Origin of the sequence: Pseudomonas sp. R3-57, assembly GCF_051132065.1 — a bacterium.
Taxonomy (GTDB): Bacteria; Pseudomonadota; Gammaproteobacteria; order Pseudomonadales; family Pseudomonadaceae; genus Aquipseudomonas.
Map to the genome: position 1 here is coordinate 36765 of NZ_CP071655.1, position 25010 is coordinate 61774.

Genomic DNA, 25010 nt, shown 5'->3' on the forward strand with positions numbered 1-25010 from the left:
GAATGGGCGTTGCGGGATTATCGATTTCGAAGAGTGGGTTGTGGTGAGCCCGGCTCACCACAACCGCCGGTAATAAATTTCTCGCCGCTGTGCAGGTGACGAGAATACGCCGTTAAACCACTGCGGCAGCCGTAGCGGGTTCACCGTCGACCACTACGTTGTAGGGTGCCTGTTCGCGATCACGCAGACCGTAATCACGAATCACCGATGTCACGCGCACGCGATAGTCATCGAAGATTTTGTCGCGTCCGGCGCGCTGTGCCGACAGGTGGGCTGTCACGTTGCGCCATTGCACCACGGCCTCTTCATCGCGCCAGGTGGTGACCGACATCACCTTCTTGGGGTTGAGCGTGCTTTGAAAGCACTCGACGGAAATAAAACCGTCCATGGGTTCAAGCAGCGGGGTCAGCTTGTTGACCAGGTCAACATAGGTCTCGCCCTGGCCTGGCAGTGCCTGTAACTCAAACAAAACGACGATCATTTTTGATTCCTCATCCTTGATATTTTTCAGGTGGTTTTACACGGTGCAAATGCGCTGGGCGGCTGCCTGACCGCTATCAGTGTTTTATCGGGGTGCCCAAGTTGTTCAGCCAGGCCCGCATGACGTGGCTCGCGGCGCGGGTCAGGCGGTCGCCGAGGTGAATGGCCTCGCTGCGCAACGCAACCGGGTCGATGCCGGTTTGTGCCAGTTCGCTGGCATGGCCGACCAGCCATTGCTCGATGTTGGCGGTATCGGCTTCGAGGTGAAATTGCAGGCCGAGAATCGTGTTGCCCACGGCGAACGCCTGATGCGCACCCACCGGAGTACTGGCCAGCAGCACAGCGCCTTCTGGCACATCGAACTGGTCGCCGTGCCAGTGCAGCACGGGGGTGTCCAGCAGTGCGGCGAGCGGCGAGTCTTGACCGGCCGCGGTCAGGGACAGCGGTGCAAAACCGATCTCCTTGACCCCCATCGGGTAGACATCGGCCTGCATGGCCCGGGCGATCAATTGCGCACCGAGGCAGATGCCCAGCAGCGGATTGCCGGACGCAACGCGCTGGCGTACCAGTTTCAATTCGTCGTGCAAAAACGGATACAGCTGCTCGTCATAGGCTCCAATCGGGCCGCCGAGTACGATCAACAAGTCGGCCTGCAGCACCGGCTCGCTGTAGATGGCGTCGACGGTGGGGTCCAGGTAAATCAGCGTATAGCCTGCTTCGGCGAGAACGGCATCCAGGGTGCCAACGTCTTCGAAATGAATGTGGCGCAATGCAATGGCAGTTTTCATGGAAAAAACCAGTTGTTGAAGTAAGGACGGTAAGTGCTCATACCGTGGTGGAGAGGTCGACCTTGATCGTCCCGGATTGCGGGAAGGTGCAGCAGGCGAGGGCGTAGCCGTCGTCCTTGTCCTTGTCGGTCAGGCAAAAGTCGGGTTCAAGGGTGTAGTGACCCTCCGATACCTTCAGCCGGCAGTGACCGCAGATGCCGGCGCGGCAAAGACTGCGCACCGCGATGCCGCCGCTTTCAAGCATCTCTAGCAAACTCTTGCCGGCAGACGGCTCCAGCACCTGATCGTTGTGGTTCAAGTGCAGGCGCAGCGTCGCGTCGGCTTGAGCCTGCGGCTGTGTGGCGCAGGCCGGCGCGGCCGGTGGCGTGAATGACTCGATGAGCAAGCGGCTCGCGGGGAACATGGCCAGGGTGTGTTCGCGCATGGCCTGGGCGAAGCCATAGCTGCCGCAGATCACCACGCGATCGGGGTTACCCAGCCGGCTCAGATCCTGGACCTGGGGCCGACCGGCGCTGAAGTGTCCGTTGTTGTTGACCGCTTCGCGGGTGACGAACAGCTGCAAGGAGAACCACGATGTGCTCAGCTCAAGCTCCAGCAACTCCTGTAGAAACGCAATCTCGGCGATGCACGGCACACACAGCAGCAGGCTCACATCGGGCACCGCCAATCCGCGTTGCGCACGCTCGGCCAGGCCACGCAGCAATGCAATCGGCAAGGTGATGCCGATGCCGCCAGCGAGCATGCCGATCTGGCGGCAACCCAGAACCGACTCCAGCGAAATATCACCGGCGACAAATTGCATCGCGGTGGTTGAGCCGGCTTGCAGCGTAGCGTGCAACTGGTCCGAAACGCCGCCATGGCCTTCACGCTTGACCGCAATGTCGAACCGGTCCACGCCATGCTTGCGCGTGATCGAATACAACCGTTGGTGACAGGTGCCCGCCATGTCCGCGGCGTGCAGGGCCACGTGTCTGCCCGCCTCCAGGCTGTCAAGGAATTCGACGGGGGCGTCCACCGCGCGCAGGGTGAAGACTTTTACGTTGGCCGTTTCAGTGCTTACGTGTTCGCACAGGGCCGTGAAGGATGCCATGCCGTTCATGCGCGGACCTTCTCGCCTAGGGTTTCAATGGCATGCTCGGCACTGCTGAGGCCGTTGCCCGTCAGGCCGATCCGGTCTATCAGGGCTTCGAGCGAGTCGGTGTAGACGCTGATTTCGTTGTTGTCGCCCACGTCACGCACGATCTCGCCGGCGTGGGGGAAATCCAGCATCGAAAACACGGTGGACCATGCGCCCATTTCGTTATTGGCGAACATCTGCACCGTGCGCAGGATGATCGTGCGCAGGTACTCGCGTTCCTTGCGGCTCAGGCCAATGACGATGTCGGAAGCGACGAAGCTGAAGACGCTGGAATGGCTCCACTCGTCCATGGCGTGGGTACGCGTGACCTCATGGCACACTGCCTGAATGCTGGCGTCCTCGGCCATGGTCTTGAGGTAGTCGGTAATCAGCGTTTCGCTGGCACACGCGACGCCGAAGCGGGTCAGGCGTCGCTCCCATTCGGCCGTGCAGTTGGCCAGGAGCGCCTCGCGCCAGGTCACCAGGTTGAACGCGCTGAAGTCCAGCGGGGTGAGTTTGCGCATGTCATAGATATAGTTGCAGGCCATGATGGACATGCGCGTGTGCAGGGCTTCGTCGAGCAGTGCCTGAGACATCACGTCTTGCAGCAGGGCGCGGTTGTTGCTCGGCGGCGGGGTCTTGATAATGTCCTCGCAGGCCGGCACGACCACATTGCATTCGATGTAGATGGTCTTCAGGTTGTAGATGCCCCACGCATAGGACAGGCATTTGGATTGCAGATCCTGAGGGGCTTCGAGCCAGGCCTGGTGATGACGAAACGGTAACAGCGACAGACTGAAGTCGTGCTTGTCGGCATCGAAGGCGAGGCCCCAGTAGTTCGGTTGCGGGTTGTTGACGGCCGCGCGGGTTTTCCAGAGCGTGGAGAGTTTGGCCAGCATGTTTTTTACTACGTCATCGGTACCACAATTCAAACGTTCCATGTTTTAACTCCAAGGGAATCGGCTATTGGTGTTGGGGTTTACCGTGCAGTCCTTGCAAAAATAACGAGTGCGCACAAGCGAGGGGTGCAGCGCAATGAATGCGGGACGGCGCCCTTCAAGTCTGCGGCAAAAACACCTGGCGGCCATTGATTCAGATCACTTGAATGCCACCTGGAGTGCCGTCACTTTTCGGGCCCTTGCCATGGACCGCTCCTGTATCAGGGTCAGTACAACGGTCAGGCACATGAAGGCGGCGCTGGCCCAGAAAATGGCGTTGGGCTGACCTTGGTCGAGCAGCCAGCCGAACCCGACTGGCCCGATGGCGCCACCGATGTTGAAACCGGTAGAGACGATGCCGAAGGTTTTGCCTTCGGCACCCTTCGGAGCAGCCGCCCGTACCAGCATGTCGCGGGACGGTGCGATCACCCCGGTCAGGAAGCCCGCAGCCCCCAGCACGATCAGCAGCGCGGGCTCGCTCAAGCGTGCAGTGGCGACCAGCAGCATCAGCACGGTGGCCAAGGCAAACGCGCTGGCTGCGACTACGCCATGGCGGCGAGTCCGGTCGGCCAAGGCTCCCCCTGCCAGCACGCCGAAAGCGCTGGCAAAGAGGAAGGCGGTCAACGCCGAGTTGGCCCAGGTCAAGGCCACGCCCTGGCCTTGCATCAGGGCGGCGACCGAGAACTTCTCGATCGCGCCGGTGCTCAGGTTCAGCAGCACAAACAACAGGGTCAGGCTGAGCACCATGGGCGAGAGCAATGACAGGCGACTGGCGCCAATGGGTGTCGGGTCTGCGGCGGGATACGCGCGACTGACTCGGGCCAGTGCGGAGCCAGGGAGCAGCAACAGCGCCAGCACGAAAAAACCCACCAGTGCCGCCGCCGCAAAGGCCATGGGCAGGTTGCTCGCCACCGCGATACTCAGCAAAAACACCGGGGCCACGGCCGCGCCAAGGAACCCGGCAAAGGTATGTACGGAGAACGCCTTACCGATGTGGGCGGGGTCAATGTGACGCGACAGCAGGGCGTAGTCGGCCGGGTGATAAATGGCGTTGGCGACACCCGCCAGCACCATGCCGATCAGTAAACAGGTGTAGCCGGGCAAGAGTGCAATCAGCAGGAAACTGCTGCTGCCCAGCGCCAGCGCGACGCACAGCAAGTGTCTGGCACCGTAGCGGTCCACGACAAACCCCATGGGTGCCTGCACCAGCGCCGTAACGATATTGAACAGGCTCAGCGCCAGGCCCAGCTCCACATATCCCACGTTGAAAAAGGCCGGAAGCAGGGGAAATAGCGCCGCCAGCACCATGATGTGCAAATGACTGACAAAGTGTGCGGCGGCGACCTGAGGCAGCAACCCGATACGAATCGTCATGGCGAAACCCGTGTAGTGAGCATGGCAAATCCGGCGCAGAGCTTAATGAGGCGATGGTCTTGCGCGATAGTCCATTACCCATGAGGCCACCAGACCACTTTAAATGGCGGCGATTTCCTCACGGCTGCCCCCGCGTAGACGCGTGGCAAGGACTTTGGGTGCAGTGGTCTGCAACATCCGAGCGAACTGGTATGGTCGGCCGGCCCGTGGGCGGCTAGGGTAGTGCGGCGTGTTATCCGGGCGTTTACACAGGGAGTGACCATGCCGCATTTCGCTTATCAGGAGGGCCACGCGCTGCCAGGGGTCAGCGGCGTTGCGCTGCCCCAGGTGGACGGGGAGGTGTGGCGCGCCATTGACGCCGAGCGTCAGCGCCAGGTGCAGTCAATCGAGCTGATCGCCGCCGAGAACGTGGTCAGTCGTGCGGTGCTCGAGGCCCAAGGGTCGGTGCTGACCAACAAATATGCCGAGGGCTACCCAGGGCGTCGCTATTACGCCAGTTGCTGCAATGTCGATGCCATTGAAGAACTCGCCATCGAACGGGCCAGGCAGCTGTTCAGCTGTGCCTATGCCAACCTGCAGCCTCATTCGGGCAGCCAGGCCAACCAGGCGGTGTTTCTGGCTCTGCTGGCGCCGGGGGACAAGATCCTCGGCCTGGACCTGAAGTCCGGTGGGCACCTGTCCCATGGTGCAGCGTTCAACTTGTCCGGGCGCTGGTTTCAGGCCCTCAGTTATGGCGTGCACCCGGTGACCCACAGGGTCGACATGGATCAGGTCGAGCAGATCGCTCGACAAGAACGTCCACGCCTGATCATCGCAGGGGCCTCGGCTTACTCACGAGCGCTGGACTTCGCCCGGTTTCGTGCGATTGCCGACGAGGTGGGGGCGTACCTGATGGCCGACATTGCCCACGTCGCCGGGCTCGTCGCGGGGGGGGCGTATCCGTCTCCTGTGCCGTTCGCTCATGTCACCACCCTCAGTACCCATGCCACATTGCGCGGCCCGCGTGGCGGGATGATTCTGTGCAATGAGCAAGCCATTGCGCAGAAGATCAATGCAGCGGTGTACCCCGGCCTGCAGGGCGCAGCACTGATGCATATCCTTGCAGCCAAAGCCGTGGCACTGGGCGAGGCATTGCAACCGGCCTTCGGCGCCTATGCCCACGCCGTGGTCGCCAACGCCCAGGCCTTGTGTGGCCGATTGGCTGAAGGTGGGCTGTTGGTTGTGTCGGGAGGGACCGACTGTCACTTGGGAGTAATTGACCTGCGGCCGTGGGGCCTGGTGGGGAATGTCGCCGAGCGTGCGTTGGAGGCAATCGGTATTACCGTGAACAAAAATGTCGTGCCCGGCGATGAGGTCAAGCCCACCGTGACGTCCGGGATTCGTCTCGGCAGTGCGGCGTGCACTTCGCGTGGCATGGGGGGCGACGAATTCCGAGAAATCGGCGACATGATTCTGGCCATGCTCGGTGGCGTGCGCAGCGGTGCCCTTGACGGCCGTACTGAACGCTCGATTCGTGAAGGTATCAGCGACCTGACCAAGCGTTTCAGGCTGCCGTATTAACCGTCTGCGCTTTTTTGAAGAGGAATTCCGATGCCCGACATCATCCCCATCGGCCGCCTGGCGGCTACCCGCATGTCACGTTTCAGGTTGTTCACCACCACCAAGCCGCAACCCGCCATCACGGTTGAACACTCCAGGCTCCCCCGGCGTGCGCGGATGGTCGTCCAGGCCCAGCAGTTGCTGATGAACTATGCGCTGGGCCATTAGATTTTCAGGGCATTGGCCAGACGCAACATGGCCGCTTCTATTTCATACGCGGTCAGGGAGGAGTAACCCAGCAGCCAGCCCTGTTGCTTCGGTTCGCCCGCGTACAAGCCGCTGAGGCCGGATAGTTGCACGCCGGCAGTGGCGGCCTGGCGGATGGTTTTTTCTTCGGACCATCCGGATTTCAGCACGCAGGGTATTTGCAACCCGCCCGGCGGCAGTTCGGCGCTGACCACGGTGCTCAAGTACTTGCCGATGGCGTCGTGCATGATCGACCGGCGTCCGGCATACAGCTTGCGCATGGCGCGGACATGCGCGTTGTAATGGCCGTCCTCCATAAAGCGCGCCAGCGTCAGTTGCAGCGTTTGCGGAGTGTGGCCGTCCATCATGCTGCGCGCATAGGCAAAAGGCTTCACCAGTTCGCAGGGCAGCACCATGTACCCCATGCGCAGTCCGGGGTAGAGGGTTTTGCTGAACGTGCCGATGTAGAGCGTGCGCTGATACTTGTCCAGGCCTTGCACGCACGCCGTGGGTTGCCCGTCGTAATGGAACTCGCTGTCGTAGTCATCTTCGATGATCCACTTGCCTTTTTGCGCCGCCCAATTGATCAACTCAAGACGCCGCTCCAGCGGCAATGTCGCGCCGGTGGGGTATTGGTGAGAGGGCGTGACATACACGCAATTGGCGCCGCTGCGGTCGGCGTACAACAGGTCGGTACGGATGCCCTGTTCATCGACATCAATGGGCATCACCTTGGTTTCGGCGATCTGGAAGGCCTTGCGGGCGCCGTAGTAGCCGGGGTTTTCCATCAGGATCGGCTTGCCGGCGTCCACCAGCAGTTGCGCGCACAGATACAACGCCTGTCGCGTACTGCTCAAGACCAGTATCTGGTCGGGGGAGCATTTGGCGCCGCGTTCGAGGTTGAGGTAGGTGGCGATCGCTTTGCGCAGGGGCTCAGCCCCTTGTGGGTCGCCATGCAGCAGCACGCTTGCGCGATAGTCCTTCATGACCTGGCGCTGCAAACGCTCCCAGACATCCGTCGGGAAGCTGCGGGTTTCCGGCAGGCCGGTGGCGAATGCCTTGATGACTTGCTGATCGCGCACGCCGCCGGTGTCGAAGATCATCCGCCCGCGTTGGCTGAGTGCTGCGCCCGGTGCGGCGACGCTGCTCCTGATCTCCTGAGCCTTGAGGCGTCGGCGGCCACCACCGCGCAATTCGACGCCCACCGTGTCGCAGACGTAACTGCCGGCGCCTTCGCGGCGCACGATAAACCCGTCCCGATGCAACTGCACATAGGCGTTCTCAACGGTATCACGGGCGCACCCCAGTGATTTGGACAGCACCCGCGTGGCGGGCAGTTTCAAGCCGGGGCCCAGGGCGCCGTCGAGAATCAGCGCACGCAATGCACGCTGGATCCGCTGATGCAGATCCAGCAGCTGAAACTCAGCGTCGTTGAGGCGCATCTTCAGCGTTTCCAGCTCGAAGGTTTTGGCCATGTGGTCTGCTCTCTTTCCATGAACTGGCAGGTAAAGGCAGGCCAGTTTATCCGTAGACTCTGGCCCTCGCCACTGCGCCTCTATCTCGATTGATGACGCGAAGGCGAGCGTTCTTGAACAGGAGTTACTCAACCATGGCTCGGTCACACAACTTCAGCGCAGGCCCCACCGCGGTGCCGTTGGACGTTCTCACTCAGGCGCACGAGGAGTTTTTCGACTTTGCCGGCACCGGTATGTCCGTGATGGAAATCAGCCATCGTTCGCCGGTATTCATGGCGGTGGCCAGTGATGCCGAACGGGACCTGCGCGATATTCTCGGGGTGCCGCCCGCCTACAAAGTACTGTTCCTGCAAGGCGGCGCCTCGTTGCAGTTCGCTCAAGTGCCGATGAACCTGATGGGCGATAAAGGCACGGCGGATTACCTGCACACCGGCCTCTGGTCAGGCAAGGCGATCGAGGCCGCGCGGCGCTACTGCGATGTGCGCGTGGTTGCCAGCGCCTACGCGTCCGGTTTCGACCATGTCCCCCCCGCCTCGGACTGGCGCCTTAACGCCGACGCCGCCTATTTGCATTACACCGAGAATGAGACGGTGCACGGCGTGCAGTTCATCGACACGCCCGCGAGCGACGCGCCGCTGGTGTGCGATGCCTGTTCAAGCCTGCTGTCCAAGCCGATCGACATCGCCAGGCATGGGCTGGTGTATGCCGCCGCGCAGAAAAACATGGGCGTGGCCGGGTTGACGGTGGTCATCGTCGACCCGGCGTTGCTGGAGCGTTCCCATGCCTTCACCCCGGACATTCTCAACTACGCGCGCATCAGCGAAGCGCAGTCGATGCTCAATACCCCTGCGACCTTCCCCTGGTACCTCACAGGCCTGACGCTCAAGTGGATCAAGCGCAGTGGCGGTCTGCAGGCCCTGCATCAGCGCAACCAGGCCAAGGCGCGAATGCTTTACCGCGCCATTGATGGGAGTGGCGGGTTTTATCGCAACTCGGTGCAGGCGCCGTATCGCTCGATCAATAACGTGCCCTTCCGCTTGGCCGAGGTGGCGCTGGAGAAGAGCTTTTTGCGCCAAGCGGAGCAGGCCGGCCTCAACGGCCTCAAGGGCCACGCCAGCGTCGGCGGCCTGCGCGCCAGTCTCTACAACGCCGTTTCAGTGCCGGCGGTCGAGGCGCTGTGCGATTTCATGAGCGTCTTTGCGCGTGAGCATGGCTGAGCCGACCACAAAAAGTGGTCTGGTCTGCTGCGTTAAAGCGTAGGGGTAAAACCCGCCATTCAACCGCTATAAATGACCGCTTGCCAGCGGCCGATGCATCGTCCAGCAAGGAGCCAAGACCTATGTCATCTACTCAATCCCTCTCGTCCCTGCGTCTGCGGGACCTGCTGCACCCGGTGGTTGCCGGGTTGATTTCGGTGATCGTCAATTACGGTGGCACCTTCATCCTGGTGTTTCAGGCTGCCAAGGTCGCCGGGCTCAGCCCCGGGTTGACGGCTTCGTGGGTCTGGTCTGTGTCGATCGGGGTAGGGGTGACCGGGCTGTTCCTCAGTTGGATGAGCCGCGAGCCGATCATCACCGCCTGGTCGACCCCGGCGGCGGCATTTTTGATCGTCGCCCTGGCAACCACACCCTACGCCGAGGCCATTGGGGCGTACATGATTTCGGCTGCAGCGTTCGTGCTGCTGGGCGTATCGGGTTACTTTGAAAAAGCCGTTCGCCTGATCCCGCCGGGTGTAGCAGCGGGCTTGTTGGGCGGCATCTTGCTGCAGTTCGGCATCGGTGCGTTTGCCAGCATGAGCCTCGACCCGCTATTGGTCGGGGTGTTGATCGGCGCCTATATCCTGTTCAAGCGTTTGAGTGCGCGCTACGCGGTCATCGGCATTCTGCTGCTGGGGCTTGGCTTTCTGTTGATGCAGGGACGCGTGGATTTCACGGGGCTGACGCTGGAGTTTGCGACGCCGGTATTCACCCGCCCGGCGTTCTCGGTCAATGCGTTGTTGAGCGTGGCGTTGCCGCTGTTTCTGATCACCCTCACCGGGCAGTACATGCCGGGCATGCTGGTGCTGCGCAGTGACGGCTTCAACACCAGTGCCAACCCGATCCTCAGCGTGACCGGGCTGGGTTCTCTGCTGATGGCACCGTTCGGTTCCCATGCCTTCAACATCGCGGCCATCACCGCCGCTATCTGCACGGGCAAGGAAGCGTCGGAAGACCCGTCCAAGCGCTGGATCGCAGGCGTGGCCGCGGGCATTTTCTACATTCTGGTGGGGATCTTCGGCGTGACCCTGGCGGCAGTGTTCATGGCTTTCCCGGCGACCTTCATCACCACCCTGGCCGGGCTGGCCCTGTTGGGCACACTCGGCGCGAGCCTGGCCAATGCCATGGCGGACGTGAAATCGCGCGAAGCATCGCTGATCACGTTCCTCGCCTGCGCAGCCAATATCACCTTGCTGGGCATCGGCGGCGCGTTCTGGGGCCTGGTCATCGGCCTGGCCGCCTACGCCGTGCTCAATGGGCAGGTGCCGCGCCGTGAACAGACTGCAGGCCCACAGGCCGAACCGGTTGCAGTGCCCACCAAGGGAGCGGCCAACTGATGCCTGATCAAACCGAAGACCTCATCCTGCATGCGCGCCATGGGCGTTACCCACAGGCCGACAGTGTCGAAGACTTTCGCCGCAACCTGGCCGCCGTGCAGCAACGCATTGTCGAGGCGTGCCATCGGGTTGGGCGGGACCCGGCCGGTGTGCGCTTGCTGCCGGTCAGCAAAACCTTTGATGAAGCTCATCTGCGTCTGGCCTATGCCGCCGGTTGCCGCCTGTTGGGCGAGAACAAGGTGCAGGAAGCACAGCGCAAATGGGAAGCCATGACCGACCTGCAAGACCTGCAGTGGTCGGTGATTGGCCACTTGCAGACCAACAAGGCCAAGCAGGTCGCACGCTTCGCCAGTGAGTTCCAGGCCCTGGACAGCCTGCGGGTAGCCGAGGCGCTGGACCGTCGGCTGCGCATTCTCGATCGGCAGGTGGACGTGTTCGTCCAGGTCAATACCTCCGGCGAAGCCAGCAAGTACGGGCTGGCGCCTGATGACGTGGCGGCTTTCCTCGAGGCAATGCCAGCGTTCCCGACGCTGCGGGTGCGCGGGTTGATGACGCTGGCGCTGTTCTCGGCCGACGCGGTGCGGGTACGCCCTTGCTTCGTCCGGCTGCGTGAATTGCGCGATCGCTTGCGTCATTGCGCCCCTGACGGGGTGTCGCTGCAAGAGCTGTCGATGGGCATGTCGGGTGACTTTGAAGTCGCCATTGAAGAGGGCTCGACCGTGGTGCGCGTCGGGCAGGCGATCTTCGGTGCCCGGGCCATGCCGGATGCGTACTACTGGCCGACCGCTGATGTCCGCCCTCCCATTGAAGACACGTTGTCGTCGATCACACCCAGCCGTTGATCCCCCTCTACAAGGAGGCCCGCAATGTCCGCTGCACCCGCTTTCCTCATGCACACCTCAGCCCGACAACCGGTTTCGTTCAGCCGAGGCCAGGGCGCCTCGTTGTGGGACACCGAGGGTGTTGAATACCTGGATGCCATCGCCGGCGTGGCGGTGACGAGCCTGGGGCATGCCAACCCCGAAATTGCCGCGGCCATCGCCGAACAGGCCTCGGTGTTACTGCACACGACCAACATGTTTCGCATCCCGTGGCAGGAGCAATTGGGCGAACGACTGTGCCTGCTATCGGGCATGCAACGGGCGTTTTTCTGCAACTCCGGAGCGGAGGCCAACGAGGCGGCGCTCAAACTGGCCCGCCTGCATGCGAACGCGCGGCAGGTGGCCCGGCCGCAAGTATTGGTGATGGAAAACAGTTTTCACGGGCGCACCCTGGCCACTCTCGCCGCCACCGGCAACCCCGCCGTGCATCGCGGCTTCGAGCCCCTGATGCCGGGCTTTGTGCGGGTGCCTTTCGACAACATCGAGGCGATTCGCCAGGTCGCGGCGCAGTCTCCCGATATCGTCGCGGTGCTCGTCGAGCCGGTGCAGGGTGAGGGGGGCGTGCACGCCGCCTCTGCCGGCTACCTGCAGGCCCTGCGCCAAGTGTGTGATGAACACGACTGGCTGATGATGATCGATGAAGTGCAGACCGGGCTGGGCCGCACCGGTACCTGGTTTGGCTTTGAGCATGCGGGCATCAAGCCGGACGTCATTACCCTGGCCAAAGCGCTGGGCAACGGTTTCCCCATCGGCGCATGCCTGGCGCGGGGCAAGGCCGCCCAGCTGTTTTCCCCCGGCCACCATGCGTCCACGTTCGGCGGTAACCCGCTGGCGTGCCGCGTCGGCTGCACAGTGCTCGACATCATGCAGCGCGATCACATCCCGCAACGCGCCGCTGCCTCGGGCCGCCGCTTGTTGGCGGCCTTGAAGCTGGCGCTGGGCAACCATCCCGAGGTGGTGTCCGTTCGTGGCATTGGCTTGATGATCGGCATCGAACTCAATGGCCCCTGCGCCGAACTGGTCGGCCGGGCCCGTGAAGAACAACGTCTGCTGATCACCGTCACACGGGGCAACACCGTGCGCCTGTTGCCGCCGCTGATTTGCGATGACGCACAGATCGACGACATCGCCGTGCGCATCACCCGCCTGCTGTCATCCGCCGCTTGAATTCTTGACCAAGGACACTGTGCCCATGTACGACTCGACGCTGACCCTCAACGCTTTCGATCCTGAGCTGTATGAATCGATTCACAACGAAGAGCATCGCCAGGAAGACCATATCGAGCTGATCGCCTCGGAAAACTATGCCAGCCCGCTGGTCATGAAAACCCAGAGCACGGTGCTCACCAACAAATACGCCGAAGGCTACCCCGGCAAGCGCTATTACAGCGGCTGCGAGTACGTCGATGTGGCCGAGCGGCTGGCCATCAAGCGGGTCAAGGCCCTGTTCGACTGCGACTACGCCAACGTGCAACCCCATGCAGGCGCCCAGGCCAACGCGGCGGTCTTCCTCGCACTGATCAACCCCGGTGATACGGTAATGGGCATGAACCTGGCCCAGGGCGGTCACTTGACCCACGGCAACCCGGCCAACTTTTCGGGGCGTCACTACACCATCGTGCCTTACGGACTGGACCCGAAAACCGGCTTTCTCGACTATGACGAGATGGAGCGAATCGCACTGCAGACACGCCCAAAAATGCTGATCGGTGGTTTCTCAGCGTATTCGCGGTACAAGGACTGGGCACGCATGCGCAGCATTGCCGACAAGGTCGGGGCTATTTTCTGGGTCGATATGGCCCACGTCGCCGGGCTGGTTGCCGCAGGCGAATACCCAGACCCGCTGCCCCATGCGCATGTGGTCACCAGCACCACACACAAAACCCTGCGCGGGCCACGCGGCGGTTTGATTTTGTCCAAGGGACAGGATGAAGCCTTCTACAAAAAGCTCGATTCCGCGGTGTTTCCCGGCGTGCAGGGCGGGCCGCTGATGCACCAGATCGCAGCCAAGGCCGTGGCGTTCAAGGAAGCGCTTGCGCCTGAGTTCAGCATCTATCAGACCCAAGTGGTCATCAACGCCCGGGCCATGGCCGGGGTGTTGCAAAAGCGCGGGTACAAAATCGTCTCGGGCGGCACCGACAACCACATGATGCTGATCGACCTGTCCGACAAGCCCTACACCGGCAAGGAGGCAGACGCGGCCCTGAGCAATGCCTATATCACCGCCAACAAAAACTCGGTACCGAATGACCCGCGCTCACCGTTTGTGACATCCGGCCTTCGTATTGGTACACCGGCAGTGACCACCCGCGGGTTTGGCGTGGAAGCCTGCGAGCAAGTGGCCGGCTGGTTATGCGACATACTGGACGCCCTGGAAAACGGAAGCAGCGACAAGGTCGGCCACCACGTGCGCGAACAGGTTGTCGCGCTGTGCCGTCGTTTTCCGGTCTATCGCTGAGCCTGGCAGTAGTATCAGCATCGGCTAACGCCTGAGTAACAGGCTGTTTGCCGCGAACGCTCTTATGGTGTAATCCAGCACAAGGAAATCGCAGCTTCGGCTGCGATTTTGGTATCTGCCTTCCGATATCCGAACCGGGGACTTTCATGGACCGCTTCCAGGAAATGCACATCTTCACCACCATCGCTCAAGAGCAGGGTTTCTCTGCCGCTGCGCGGCGGCTGGGGTTGTCGGCGGCAAGTGTGACGCGGGCGGTGGCGGCGCTGGAGCAGCGGATCGGTACGCAGTTGCTGGTGCGGACCACGCGCAGCGTGCATCTGACTGAAGCTGGTCAGCGTTATCTGGACGACTGTCGGCGGATTCTGCTGGAGGTGCAGGAGGCCGAGGATTCGGCGGCGGGCAGTCATGCGCAGCCGCGTGGGCAGTTGACGGTGACGGCGCCGGTGTTGTTCGGCGAGTTGTTCGTGACGCCGCTGATGGCGGCGTACCTGACGCAGTATCCGGACGTTTCGATCAATGCGCTGTTGCTCGATCGGGTGGTGAGCATGGTCGAGGAGGGCATTGATGTGGCGGTGCGTATCGGTGAGCTGCCGGACAGCAGTCAGCACGCGATCCGCGTCGGCGAGGTGCGGCGCGTGGTGTGTGGTTCGCCGCAATACCTGGCGCAGCATGGCCGGCCGCAACATCCGCAGGCGCTGTGCGAAATGCCGGTGGTGGCGACGTCGGCGGTCGGGCAACTGCGCAACTGGCCGTTTCTGGAGCACGGCGAGCCGTTGCTCGTGCGCCCCGAGCCGCGACTGGTGGTGACCGCCAATCAGGCGGCGATCACCGCGGCCTGTCTCGGCCTGGGGTTGACGCGGGTGCTGTCGTATCAAGTGGCGAGCAAGGTCGCGGCCGGCGAACTGGAGATCGTCCTCGCCGAGTTCGAACTGCCGGCATTACCCATTCACGTCGTGTATCAGGGCGGGCGCAAGGCAGCGGCGCGGGTGCGCAGTTTTGTCGACTTCACCGTGCAGGCCCTGCGCGAGCATCCGGCTCTGCAGAACGCAGCGTTATTGCACCCAGTGAAATAATTGATTGCGGTTGCTGGTTATTCTGTTGTTTTGCACAAACGTGGACGATCGCTGCCATCGGTGACGTCAACTCGGACGACACCCCCACCCAGCGGAGTCGACCATGCAAGCGATCAAACTCTACAACTTTCCACGCTCCGGCCATGCCCACCGTGTCGAGCTGATGTTGTCCCTGTTGCAGCTGCCGACCGAGCTGATTTTCGTCGATCTGGCCAAAGGTGAGCACAAGCAGCCGGCGTATCTGGCGATCAACAGTTTTGGCCAGGTACCGGCCATCGATGACGGCGGCGTGGTGCTCGCCGACTCCAACGCGATTCTGGTGTACCTGGCGCAAAAATACGGCAACGGGCGTTGGTTGCCGGCTGACCCGGTCGGCGCGGCGCGCGTGCAGCGCTGGTTGTCCGCCGCCGCCGGCCCGATTGCCTTCGGCCCCGCGGCCGCGCGATTGGTGACAGTGTTTGGCGCCCAGTTGAACGCTGAAGAAGCGATCGCCCGTGCGCACAACCTGCTCAAGGTCATGGACGTCGAGTTGGGCCAAAACGCTTTCCTGGCCGGCGCCGAACCGAGCATTGCCGACGTTTCCGCCTACAGCTATATCGCCCACGCGCCGGAGGGCAATGTCACGCTGGACGACTATGGCAACGTTCGCGCCTGGCTGGCCCGGGTCGAAGCCTTGCCCGGTTTCGTCGGCATGCCGCGCACGATTGCCGGTCTGCAAACTTCAGCCTGACAGGCGCAACCAGACTGCGCCGCTGGCGCAGGGGAGAATCGTGATGGAACGTTCACCTTGGCACGCCGGCGAACAACAGTTGCAGGCCCACGTAGGGGTGGCTGAACGCATGGAAGCATTCGGGCGCAAAGTCATTCGCAGCTGGATGCCGGATCAGCACCGCGAGTTCTACCGGCAATTGCCATTCATGTTGCTCGGCGCGGTCGACGCGCAGGGGCGGCCGTGGGCCAGTGTGCTGGAGGGCGAGCCGGGTTTTGCCGATTCGCCGGACCCCCAGCATTTGCATTTCACCAGCCACCCGGCCGCCGACGATCCGGCGCAACTGCGCAACGACGAGCCGATTGGTCTGCTCGGTATCGAACTGCACACGCGGCGGCGCAATCGCCTCAACGGGCATGTCGGCAATCTGACGGCTGACGGCTTCGAACTGAGCGTCGACCAGGCGTTCGGCAACTGCCCGCAATACATTCAGTTGCGCCAATTTCAGCGTGTGCCGCTGAGCGATCCGCAGACGCGCCCGGCTCAGCATCTGAACAGTCTGGATGAGGCCGCTCGCGCACTGATCGCCGGCGCCGATACGTTTTTCGTCGCCAGCTATGCCGACGTGGACGGTCAGCGCTCGGTGGATGTGTCCCATCGCGGCGGTCAACCCGGTTTCGTGCGCATCGAAGGCAATCGCCTGACCATCCCGGATTTCGCCGGCAATCTGCACTTCAACACCTTGGGCAATCTGCTGCTCAACCCCAAAGCTGGCTTGCTGTTCATCGACTTTTCCACAGGCGATCTGCTGCACCTGAGCGGGCGTACCGAGATCCTTCTCGAAGACCCACAGATCGAGGCGTTTCAAGGCGCGGAGCGGCTGTGGACATTCGAGGTAGAACAGGTCGTGCGACGTCCGGCGGCGTTGGCGTTGCGCTGGCGCTTCGACGGCATGTCGCCGACCAGCCTGCTCACCGGCAATTGGGCTGAGGCGGACGCGCGTCTGCAGGCCCAGGCACTGGGTAATCAGTGGCGGCCGCTGCGAGTGGCGAAGATCGAAGCGGAGAGCCGCCATATTCGCTCGATTTATCTGGAGCCGGTCGATGGCGCCGGGCTGCCGGTGTTTCTTGCCGGCCAGCATCTGCCGCTGCGTTTTACTCTGAATGGCGAGATGCATATCCGCACCTATAGCTTGTCCAGTGCGCCGTCGGACGGTTTCTACCGCATCAGCGTCAAGCGCGAAGGCCTGATTTCATCGCACCTGCATCAGCAGATACGGGTCGGCGATGTGCTGGAAGCGCGGGCGCCGCAAGGGCATTTCACCGTGGCGCCACTTGAGCGCAGGCCGTTGGTGTTGTTGGCGGCGGGTGTCGGCATCACGCCGTTGCTGTCGATGCTGCGCGAAGTGGTCTACCAAGGGCTGCGCACGCGCGGAATTCGCCCGACGTTACTGCTGCAAAGTTCGCGCAGCCTCGCCGACCAGCCGTTTCGTCAGGAGCTGGACCGCTTGCTCGAGCGCTCCGGGGAGGCCGTGCGGGTCCTGCGCTTGCTCAGCCAACCAGAGGCCGATGCACACGAGGGCGAAGATTTCGATATGACCGGGCGCATCGATGGCGCCGTGTTGCGCAATCTGCTCGACGTCGACGATTTCGACCAGATCGACTTCGTCCTCTGTGGCCCCGGCGGTTTCACTCAGGGGCTGTACGACAGCCTGCGTGAACTGGATGTGCGGGACGCGCAGGTTCATGCGGAAACCTTCGGCCCATCGACCTTGAAACGCCAAGCGGATGCGGATGCGATCGTCATCGAACAACCGCCAGCGGCGACCACTTCGGTGGCGGTGGTGTTCGAACGCTCGGCCAAAGAGGCGCGCTGGCAGCCAGACGGTGGCAGTCTGCTGGAACTGGCGGAAAGCCGCGGATTGCGCCCGGAATTCAGTTGCCGCGGCGGTTCGTGTGGTACCTGCAAGACTCGGCTGGTCAGTGGCGCGGTGAGTTATCCACAGCCGCCGGCGGAGATTCCCGAAGCGGGGCATGTGCTGATTTGCTGTGCAGTGCCGGCGCAGAGTGCGCAGCCGCTGGTGCTGGATCTTTAAAGCGCACCCTCTAGGAGTGAGCCTGCTCGCGATGGCTATTTCTCAGTCGGCACAGGGTTGGCTGTACGGACGCTATCGCGAGCAGGCTCACGCCTACATTGGATCGGGGTAAATCCAGATCAGGCGTAGGACAGGGCCTTTTCTTCCAGCAGTTCCTGATACAGCTTCGTCCACTTGCGACCCATGTCATCGGCGGTGAACAGCTGCCGATAGCGCGCTTCGGCCTTGACGCCCATGGCTGCGGCACGCTGCGGATCGTCCCACAGCGTGCGCATGGCCTCGCGAAACGCCAGCGGCTGACTCGGTGGCACCACCAGCCCGGTTTCGTTGTGGATATTGATGTAACTGGTGCCGGTGCCGATCTCGCTGGAGATCATCGGTTTGCCGTACATCGCGCCCTCGAGCAGCGAAATGCCAAAGGCTTCGGAGCGCAGGTGCGAGGGGAAGACAATCGCGTAGCTCAGTTGCAGCAGGGCGACTTTGTCTTCATCGCTGAGACGCCCGAGGAAATGGATGTTGCGCAGGCCCAATGCCTGCGCCTGTGCGTGCAGTTCCAGCTCCAGTGGCCCGGCACCGACGATCACCACCGGATAGTCCACGTCTTTGAGGGCATCGAGCAGAATGTGCAGGCCCTTGTAGTAGCGCATCACCCCGACGAACAGGAAAAACTTATCCCCAACCTGCTGGCGCAAGCGCTGCATGCGCGCGCTGTCGGCCTGTGGATAACCGGCCTTGTTCAAGCCGTAGGGGATGACCCGGGTCTTGTCCTGAAATTGCTGCAGCACATCGCTGGTGTGCAGGTAGTTGGGCGAAGCGGCGACAATGCGGTCGGCGCTGGCGAGGAAGCGGTTCATCAGCGGCCGGTAGAGTTTGAGCAAGTGTTTCTGGCGAATGATGTCGGAGTGGTAGGTGACTACGCTCGGTTTTTTCAGCGCACTGGCGAAGTGCACCAGGTCCATGAACGGCCACGGGAAGTGGTAATTGACCACATCTGCCTCGGCGGCCAGTTCGCGGAACTGTTTGAACACGCTCCAGGAAAATCCGGTGGAGGCGAACTGAATGTCCAGTCGGGCCCGGTGCACTTCGTGCTGGCCGAGTTGCACCACGGGCGGCGTCGGGTCAGCGCTGAGCGTCAGCACCTGACCGTCGATGCCGTGCTGGGCGCCGCTTTCGCAGAGCTGGAAGATCACTTGCTCGATGCCGCCGACCGAGTCCGGCAGGTACGTCTTGAAGAAATGAAGAACGCGCATTCAACCTCCCATGGCCTGGCGGTAGGCACCGGCCGTGGCCTGTGCACAACGCTGCCAGGAAAAAAGCCGGGCCTGCTGCAGGCCGGCCGCTCGGCATTCCTGCCAATGCGTTTGATCGTCGATCAGAAGGCTCATCGCATCGCGCAGGCCTGGTGCATCGTCAGCTTCAATATAGTTGCCGGCAGCGCCCGCGACTTCCGGCATCGCCGAAGACCGCGTAATCACGACTGGCGTGCCACTGGCCATCGCCTCCAGTACCGGCAACCCGAAACCTTCATAACGCGAGGGGAAAATCAGCGCCCGTGCGCCCGCCAGTAATTGCGCGACATCCTCGTCAGGCAGATAGCCGAGCAAACACACATGCCCGCTGGCCAGCGCCTGGCGCAGTTCGTCGCTCAACTGCTCGCGCTGCCAGCCGGCCATGCCGACGATCAGCAGCGGGAAGCGTTCGCGCAGGGCCTGCGGCAGCAAGGCATGCGCGCGCAAGGCCAGACTCAGGTTCTTGCGCGGCTCCAGCGTGCCGACGCATAGAAAATACTGGCGAGCCTCGACGCCGTGGGCTTTGAGCACGGCGTCGATGGCGCTCGCCTCGCGCGGATAGAAACGCTCGGCGACGCCCAGTGGCGCCACGACAAATCGCTCCGCAGGCAGGCCGAAATACGCCTGGGCTTCGTCTGCAATCGCCTGAGAGTCGGTTAGGATCAAACGCGCCTGCTGCACCCCGGTTTCCAGTCGGCGCTCGATTTCCTTGATCCGTGCCGCTGGCTGGGTATCGGGAAAATGCAGATGCGTCAGGTCATGCAGAGTGATGACCGTCGGACCGTCGAACACCAGCGGCCACAGGCTCGGCTCGTGATAAAGGTCGATGCCTTGCGCGCGGCCCTGATCAAAGCGCTTCTGCTCCAGCCAGCGTCGCGCCTGATACGCGCCGGGGATCTGCCGCAGTAACGGAGTCAAACGTGAGTAACCGGGCAGGGCGGCCTGCGGCAACGCAGAGCTCCAGCCCCAGCCGTGAAACAGCGTCAGTTCGACATCGGGTTCGAGGCGCAAGGCACTGACCAGTTCGGCCACGTAATGGCCGATGCCGGTGCGCGGTGCCTGCAGAATGCGTGCGTTAAGAGCAATGCGCATGCTGACTCTCGAGGGCAGGCAGTGATGCATCCAGATTGCGTGCGATGCGTTCGACCAGTTGCGCGCTCGCCTCGCGCCAGCTTAGCCAACGCCAGTGTTCAAGGCTCAGCGCTGCCGGGAACACACCGGAGTGCTCCAGGCTGATCACCAGGTCAGTCAGGCTCTGCGGGTTCGCCAGATCGAAATAGGCCATGTAATCCCCGCCGATTTCACGGAATACCGGGATGTCGCTGGCCATGGCCGGCAGTCCGCGTTGCATGGCTTCCACCAGCGGCAGACCGAAACCTTCAACGTAGGACGGAAACACCAGCGCGGTGGCATGGGAGTAAGCGTGTTCAAGGCTTTTATCGGACAGCGCGTTGTACATGAACAAGCGCCGGTTCAGCTCGGGGTGTTTGCGGATGCGTTCGATCAATGCCTCGCACTTCCAGCCGATCTTGCCGACGATGCACAAACGGGCTTTCGAACCGCCGGCCCAGGCGCGTTCGAAGGCATCGAGCAGGTAAGCATGGTTCTTGCGCGGCTCGATGGTGCTGACCATGAGGAACACCGGTTCAGGCGACACGAACATCTGCTGCAAGCCGCGATCGACCTCGGCATCGGCGTCGCTGAGGTCCAGTTCGGAGCCCAGATGGAAGTAGTCGAACCAGCGCCGGCCGACCTGGTGCGAGCCGATCCGGCGCTGCATTTCCTCGCGCACCTGATCGCGGATAGTTGTCGAGATCGCCACATAGCCGTCGGCAGTCCGCGCGATCCAGTCGAACCAGTCGTTGAACACTTTGACCAGCCCGGCGTCGCAAAACTGCGGATGGGTCAGCGGAATCAGGTCGTAGATCACCGAAACGATACCCACGCCGTCACGCTTGAGTTGTTCGGCGAGGGGAAAGAAATTGGCGTGCCATGAGGAGTCGAGCAGCACCAATTGATCGCCAGCGCGGTGGGCCAGCGGCACGCAGCGCTCGGGTATGTGTTTGCCCTTCAGCGCGCGTTCCAGCAGGCGCATCGGCAGACTGAGACAGGCGAATGCCGTGAGCCGGCAGCCAACATAGAGCACCCTGCGGGTGAAATGCCAACGGTTGAACGGCCAGCGCCGTTCCACCGCACGATGACGCAGCCAGAACGCATTGGCCCATTGCTCCAGTTTCACCCGCAGGCCGATCAAGTCGAGCTTGAGTGATTTCAGCGGCGCCAGGCTTTTCACTTCATAGAGCCCGCCGTCGATCATCACCACCGGGATGCATTCAATGTTTTCGTCAGCAGCCGGCAGTTGCTGAATGACGTTGCGCACCACCCGTTGAATCCCCGAATTGGCGTCCGGGTGTTCAAAAACGTAGGTGCACTCGACCAACAGGCGGGTCATCGCGAGCTCTCCGTGTCAGGCAACTGGACGAGGTTTTCGCTGCATCGGGTGATGTCGGTCTGCGCCTGCAACCAGGCGCAGCCGACGAAGTCCTCCTGGCGGTTGTTGATCACATGGAAGATCAAGCCGTAGTCGCGCCATTCGAAGTTGCGGTCCAGATGTGAGTCCAGCCGGGACAGGCTCAGGGCCACCGAATAGTTACCTTTGCCCAGGCGCATGTCGAAGGCGAAACGGAACGTCACGCGCTCGCCGGCGCTTAAATCGGTGACGGCTTTATCCAGCCGATGGGTGTTGATGCCATAGATCGCCTGACCGAGGCGATCCTTGATCATGAAGCCGAGAATCAACCGTTCGATGTCTTCGCGGATTTCGGTCTGCACCTCCAGCACCACCGGTTGACCGACCTCGGCGACCTCGAGGCTGCGCCCCTGTGCATCGAGCAGGCGCACGCTGAGAATGCCCGCCTCGCCGGTACCGGAAATGGTTTGCACCTGACCGTTGGCGAGCATCTCCTGACGCACGATCTGGCCTTCGCGCTGGGCGAGCATGGCGTTGTAGTAGTCCATGACTTCTTCGGGTTTGCCGCGCATCGCCAGCCGGCCGTGTTCCAGCAGGATCGCGGTGTCGCAGATCGACTGGATGGCCGAGCGGTCATGGGACACGATCAGCAGGGTGGTGCCGGCCTTGCGGAAGCTGCGGATGCGCTCGAAGCTCTTGTGCTGGAAATAGGCGTCACCCACCGACAGCGCTTCGTCGACGATCAGAATGTCCGGACGCCGCGCCGTTGCGACGCTGAACGCCAGGCGCATCTGCATGCCGCTGGAATAGGTGCGCACCGGGTGATCGATGGCCTCGCCGATTTCGGCAAAACTCTCGATCTGCGGCATCAGCGCGGCGATCTCTTCGACCTGCATGCCCAGCAGTTGCCCAGCCATCACGGCGTTCTGCCGCCCGGTGAAGTCCGGGTGAAAGCCCATGCCCAGCTCCAGCAGCGCGGCCACGCGGCCCTGCAGATGGATCTGCCCGCAGGTCGGTTGGGTGGTGCCGGTGATCATCTTCAGCAGGGTGCTCTTGCCCGCACCGTTGACGCCGACGATGCCCACGGCTTCACCGGGCTGGATCTCGAAGTCGACGTCGCGCAGTACCCAGTGCAGGTTATGTCGAGCGCCGGAGAACGGCACCAGCCATTCCAGCAGGCGGCTCCAGCGGTTCGGGTATTGCTTGTAGGCTTTGGCCAGGCCAGTGACGCGTAGGTGTCCCATCAGAGTTCGTCCACCATTTCACCGACACGCTGGCGGAACAGGCGCAGCGCCATGGCGCAGAGCAGCAGTCCGATGACCAGTAACGGCAGCAGGGCAGGCCAGTGCGGCCATTGGTTGTAGAGGAAGATGTTCTGATAGCTGTTCATCAGCGCGGTCATCGGGTTGAGACTGATGATGTGCTGAATGCCCGGTGGCAGGATCGACAACGGATAGACGATGGGCGTCAGCCAGAACCAGAACTGCAGACAGATGCCGAACATTTGCCCGACATCGCGAAAGAACACATTGAGCATGCCCAGCAGCATCCCCAGTCCGGCGGCGAAAATCACTTGCACGATGAGCAGCGGTATCAACGCCAGCAGAGCCATACCGGGCAGGCGCCCGCTGATCAGCAGGAAGCCGAAGAACAGGCCGAGAATGATCGCGAAGTTGATCCCTGCGTTGAGCAGGGTAATCACCGGCAGGCAGATGCGCGGGAAGCTGATTTTCTTCAGCAGGTTGGCGTTTTCCAGAAACATGCTCTGGCTGCGCGTGGTGATTTCGGCGAACAGGCCCCAGGTCAACAGGCCGGCGCACAGATAAACGCTGTACGCCAGACCATCCTCCACCCCCGGCAAGCGCGCGCGCATGATCTGCGAAAAGATCACCGTGTAGACCACGATCATCGACAGCGGATTGAGCACCGTCCACAGGGCGCCGAACAGCGAGTTGCGATAGCGCGACTGAAACTCGCGCTTGACGCTGCCGAGGATGAATCCACGGTAGCTGCGCATCGAGCGGTACAGGGAAAGCAGCATTCAAACGGTCCTGCCGTATTGGTCTTCGAAGCGGACGATATCGTCCTCGCCCAGGTACTCGCCGCTTTGCACCTCGATGATGACCAGATCGATCACCCCCGGGTTTTCCAGGCGATGGCGGTGGCCGGCAGCGATGAACGTCGATTCGTTTTTCGCCACCAGATGGGTGCCCGTACCGTTGTTGGTGACCTTGGCCATACCTTCGACCACCACCCAGTGCTCGTTGCGGTGATGGTGCATCTGCAATGACAACTTGCCGCCGGGTTTGACCACGATGCGCTTGATCTTGAAGCGCGGGCCTTCCTCGAGCACGGTGTAGGTGCCCCACGGCCGGCTGACGGTGCGGTGCAGGCGATAAGCTTCGTGGGCTTTGTCTTTCAACTGCCTGGCCACGCGCCGCACATCCTGCGCGCGGTCGGCGTGGGCGATCAGCACAGCATCGGCGGTATCGACGACGATCAGGTTATCCACACCGACGGCCGCTACCAGCCGACCCTCGCTGTGGACAAAGTTGTTGTGGCTGTCGACGAAGATCGCTTCGCCGCGGGCGCGGTTGTTGTCGGCATCGGCCGGAATCAGCGCAGCGACGGCGCTCCACGAACCGATGTCGCTCCAGTCGAAACCGGCCGGTACAACCGCGACTTTTTCCGAGCGCTCCATCAGCGCGTAATCGATAGAAATGTCCGTGATCTCGGCGAACAGTGCTGGCGACAATTCCTGTTGCAGGCAGCCGACGGTTTCCACCGGGGCGCTGGCGGCCATGCAGGCGCGAGTCTGTTCCAGCAACTCAGGTGCGTGCAGCTGCAATTCGGCAATCACCGCGGCGGTGGTGAAACAGAACATGCCTGAATTCCAGAGGAAATTGCCGCTTTGCAGATAACCGGTGGCAGTCTGCAAATCAGGTTTTTCGACGAAACGCTGCACCCTGGCGGCGCCCTTGGCGTCCAGCGGTGCGCCGGTTTCGATATAGCCGAAGCCGGTTTCCGGTGCGGTCGGCACCACGCCGAAGGTCACCAGATAGCCATCCTTCGCCAGGTTCACGGCGTGCTCGACCGCGCTTTTCAGTGCGTCCTGATTGACGATCAGATGGTCGGCGGGCATCACCACCATGATCGCCTCGTCACCGTGCAGTGCTTGCAGGGCCAGTGCGGCAGCGGCGATGGCCGGCGCCGTGTTGCGCCCGCTCGGCTCCAGCAGGAAATGCCCGCGATGGCGCGACGCCTGCGCGGCGCAATAGTGATCCTTGCTCTGGAAGTAGTATTCGCGGTTGGTCACCGTGACGATGTCGCCCCAGCCGTCCAGCAACGCGGCCGCACGCTGATAGGTCTTGCCCAGCAGCGACTGGCCGTCGGGCAGGGTCATGAACGGCTTCGGATGGCCCTCGCGGGACACCGGCCACAAACGGGTGCCGGCACCGCCGGACAGAATCACGGGGATCAGCATG

General features: G+C 62.3%; 22 protein-coding genes. 10 read left to right on the forward strand and 12 right to left on the reverse strand.

What is annotated here, in order from left to right:
* Positions 1-112: 112 nt before the first annotated feature.
* From J3P93_RS00170 to J3P93_RS00190, 5 genes are all read right to left on the reverse strand, one after another.
* The gene (locus J3P93_RS00170) at positions 113-481 is read right to left on the reverse strand and encodes an antibiotic biosynthesis monooxygenase family protein (RefSeq protein ID WP_122543417.1); all 369 of its coding nucleotides are present in this window, start codon (positions 479-481) and stop codon (positions 113-115) included.
* A 76-nt stretch (positions 482-557) separates the two neighbouring features.
* Positions 558-1268 carry a glutamine amidotransferase gene (locus J3P93_RS00175; protein ID WP_434594050.1) on the reverse strand — a complete coding sequence of 237 codons (711 nt, stop codon included), beginning with the start codon at positions 1266-1268 and terminating at the stop codon, positions 558-560.
* A gap of 37 nt (positions 1269-1305) precedes the next feature.
* Positions 1306-2367: a 2Fe-2S iron-sulfur cluster-binding protein gene (locus J3P93_RS00180; protein WP_434594052.1), complete on the reverse strand. Its 1062-nt coding sequence runs from the start codon at positions 2365-2367 to the stop codon at positions 1306-1308.
* Positions 2364-3326, reverse strand: a complete 963-nt coding sequence (locus J3P93_RS00185; RefSeq protein ID WP_434594054.1) for an AurF N-oxygenase family protein — start codon at positions 3324-3326, stop codon at positions 2364-2366. The genes J3P93_RS00180 and J3P93_RS00185 overlap by 4 nt, the downstream gene beginning before the upstream one ends.
* Before the next feature lie 156 nt (positions 3327-3482).
* Positions 3483-4697 carry an MFS transporter gene (locus J3P93_RS00190; RefSeq protein WP_434594057.1) on the reverse strand — a complete coding sequence of 405 codons (1215 nt, stop codon included), beginning with the start codon at positions 4695-4697 and terminating at the stop codon, positions 3483-3485.
* Positions 4698-4958: 261 nt separating this feature from the next.
* Here J3P93_RS00190 and J3P93_RS00195 point away from each other — a divergent pair, with 261 nt between their 5' ends.
* Positions 4959-6257, forward strand: a complete 1299-nt coding sequence (locus J3P93_RS00195; RefSeq protein WP_434594060.1) for a serine hydroxymethyltransferase — start codon at positions 4959-4961, stop codon at positions 6255-6257.
* 30 nt (positions 6258-6287) lie between these two features.
* Positions 6288-6464 (forward strand): hypothetical protein, encoded by a 177-nt coding sequence (locus tag J3P93_RS00200; RefSeq protein ID WP_434594062.1) that lies wholly within the window; start codon positions 6288-6290, stop codon positions 6462-6464.
* Here the strand turns inward: J3P93_RS00200 and J3P93_RS00205 are convergent.
* On the reverse strand, positions 6461-7957 hold the full coding sequence (locus J3P93_RS00205) for a PLP-dependent aminotransferase family protein (RefSeq protein ID WP_434594065.1): 1497 nt from the start codon (positions 7955-7957) through the stop codon (positions 6461-6463). The two genes, J3P93_RS00200 and J3P93_RS00205, sit on opposite strands and share 4 nt — an antisense overlap.
* Positions 7958-8091: 134 nt before the next feature.
* Here J3P93_RS00205 and serC point away from each other — a divergent pair, with 134 nt between their 5' ends.
* From serC to J3P93_RS00245, 8 genes are all read left to right on the forward strand, one after another.
* A complete protein-coding gene (serC, locus tag J3P93_RS00210) occupies positions 8092-9174 on the forward strand; it encodes a 3-phosphoserine/phosphohydroxythreonine transaminase (protein ID WP_434594067.1) in 1083 nt (360 codons plus the stop codon).
* 122 nt (positions 9175-9296) lie between these two features.
* A complete protein-coding gene (locus J3P93_RS00215) occupies positions 9297-10550 on the forward strand; it encodes a benzoate/H(+) symporter BenE family transporter (RefSeq protein ID WP_434594069.1) in 1254 nt (417 codons plus the stop codon).
* Positions 10550-11392 carry a YggS family pyridoxal phosphate-dependent enzyme gene (locus J3P93_RS00220; protein ID WP_434594071.1) on the forward strand — a complete coding sequence of 281 codons (843 nt, stop codon included), beginning with the start codon at positions 10550-10552 and terminating at the stop codon, positions 11390-11392. The genes J3P93_RS00215 and J3P93_RS00220 overlap by 1 nt, the downstream gene beginning before the upstream one ends.
* 24 nt (positions 11393-11416) lie before the next feature.
* A complete protein-coding gene (locus J3P93_RS00225) occupies positions 11417-12598 on the forward strand; it encodes an aspartate aminotransferase family protein (protein WP_434594074.1) in 1182 nt (393 codons plus the stop codon).
* A 25-nt stretch (positions 12599-12623) separates the two neighbouring features.
* The gene (glyA, locus tag J3P93_RS00230; protein ID WP_093096561.1) at positions 12624-13889 is read left to right on the forward strand and encodes a serine hydroxymethyltransferase; all 1266 of its coding nucleotides are present in this window, start codon (positions 12624-12626) and stop codon (positions 13887-13889) included.
* A gap of 146 nt (positions 13890-14035) precedes the next feature.
* Positions 14036-14962 (forward strand): LysR family transcriptional regulator, encoded by a 927-nt coding sequence (locus tag J3P93_RS00235; RefSeq protein ID WP_434594076.1) that lies wholly within the window; start codon positions 14036-14038, stop codon positions 14960-14962.
* 103 nt (positions 14963-15065) lie between these two features.
* Positions 15066-15692, forward strand: coding sequence for a glutathione S-transferase family protein (locus J3P93_RS00240; RefSeq protein ID WP_434594079.1), 627 nt, complete (start codon positions 15066-15068; stop codon positions 15690-15692).
* Positions 15693-15735: 43 nt separating this feature from the next.
* Complete coding sequence (locus J3P93_RS00245) at positions 15736-17766, forward strand: pyridoxamine 5'-phosphate oxidase family protein (RefSeq protein ID WP_434594082.1); 2031 nt, start codon at positions 15736-15738, stop codon at positions 17764-17766.
* 119 nt (positions 17767-17885) lie between these two features.
* Here the strand turns inward: J3P93_RS00245 and J3P93_RS00250 are convergent, their stop codons facing one another.
* Genes J3P93_RS00250 through J3P93_RS00275 form a run of 6 tightly spaced genes read right to left on the reverse strand, consistent with a single transcriptional unit; the run spans position 17886 to position 25009 of the window.
* A complete protein-coding gene (locus J3P93_RS00250) occupies positions 17886-19016 on the reverse strand; it encodes a glycosyltransferase family 4 protein (RefSeq protein ID WP_434594085.1) in 1131 nt (376 codons plus the stop codon).
* Complete coding sequence (locus J3P93_RS00255) at positions 19017-20147, reverse strand: glycosyltransferase family 4 protein (RefSeq protein ID WP_090287780.1); 1131 nt, start codon at positions 20145-20147, stop codon at positions 19017-19019.
* Positions 20131-21507, reverse strand: a complete 1377-nt coding sequence (locus tag J3P93_RS00260; RefSeq protein ID WP_434594089.1) for a glycosyltransferase family 4 protein — start codon at positions 21505-21507, stop codon at positions 20131-20133. Before J3P93_RS00260 ends, J3P93_RS00255 begins: the two co-directional genes overlap by 17 nt.
* On the reverse strand, positions 21504-22769 hold the full coding sequence (locus J3P93_RS00265) for an ABC transporter ATP-binding protein (RefSeq protein WP_434594092.1): 1266 nt from the start codon (positions 22767-22769) through the stop codon (positions 21504-21506). The genes J3P93_RS00260 and J3P93_RS00265 overlap by 4 nt, the downstream gene beginning before the upstream one ends.
* Positions 22769-23566, reverse strand: coding sequence for an ABC transporter permease (locus J3P93_RS00270; protein WP_434594095.1), 798 nt, complete (start codon positions 23564-23566; stop codon positions 22769-22771). Before J3P93_RS00270 ends, J3P93_RS00265 begins: the two co-directional genes overlap by 1 nt.
* The gene (locus tag J3P93_RS00275) at positions 23567-25009 is read right to left on the reverse strand and encodes a mannose-1-phosphate guanylyltransferase/mannose-6-phosphate isomerase (RefSeq protein ID WP_434594098.1); all 1443 of its coding nucleotides are present in this window, start codon (positions 25007-25009) and stop codon (positions 23567-23569) included.
* Position 25010 lies beyond the last annotated feature (1 nt).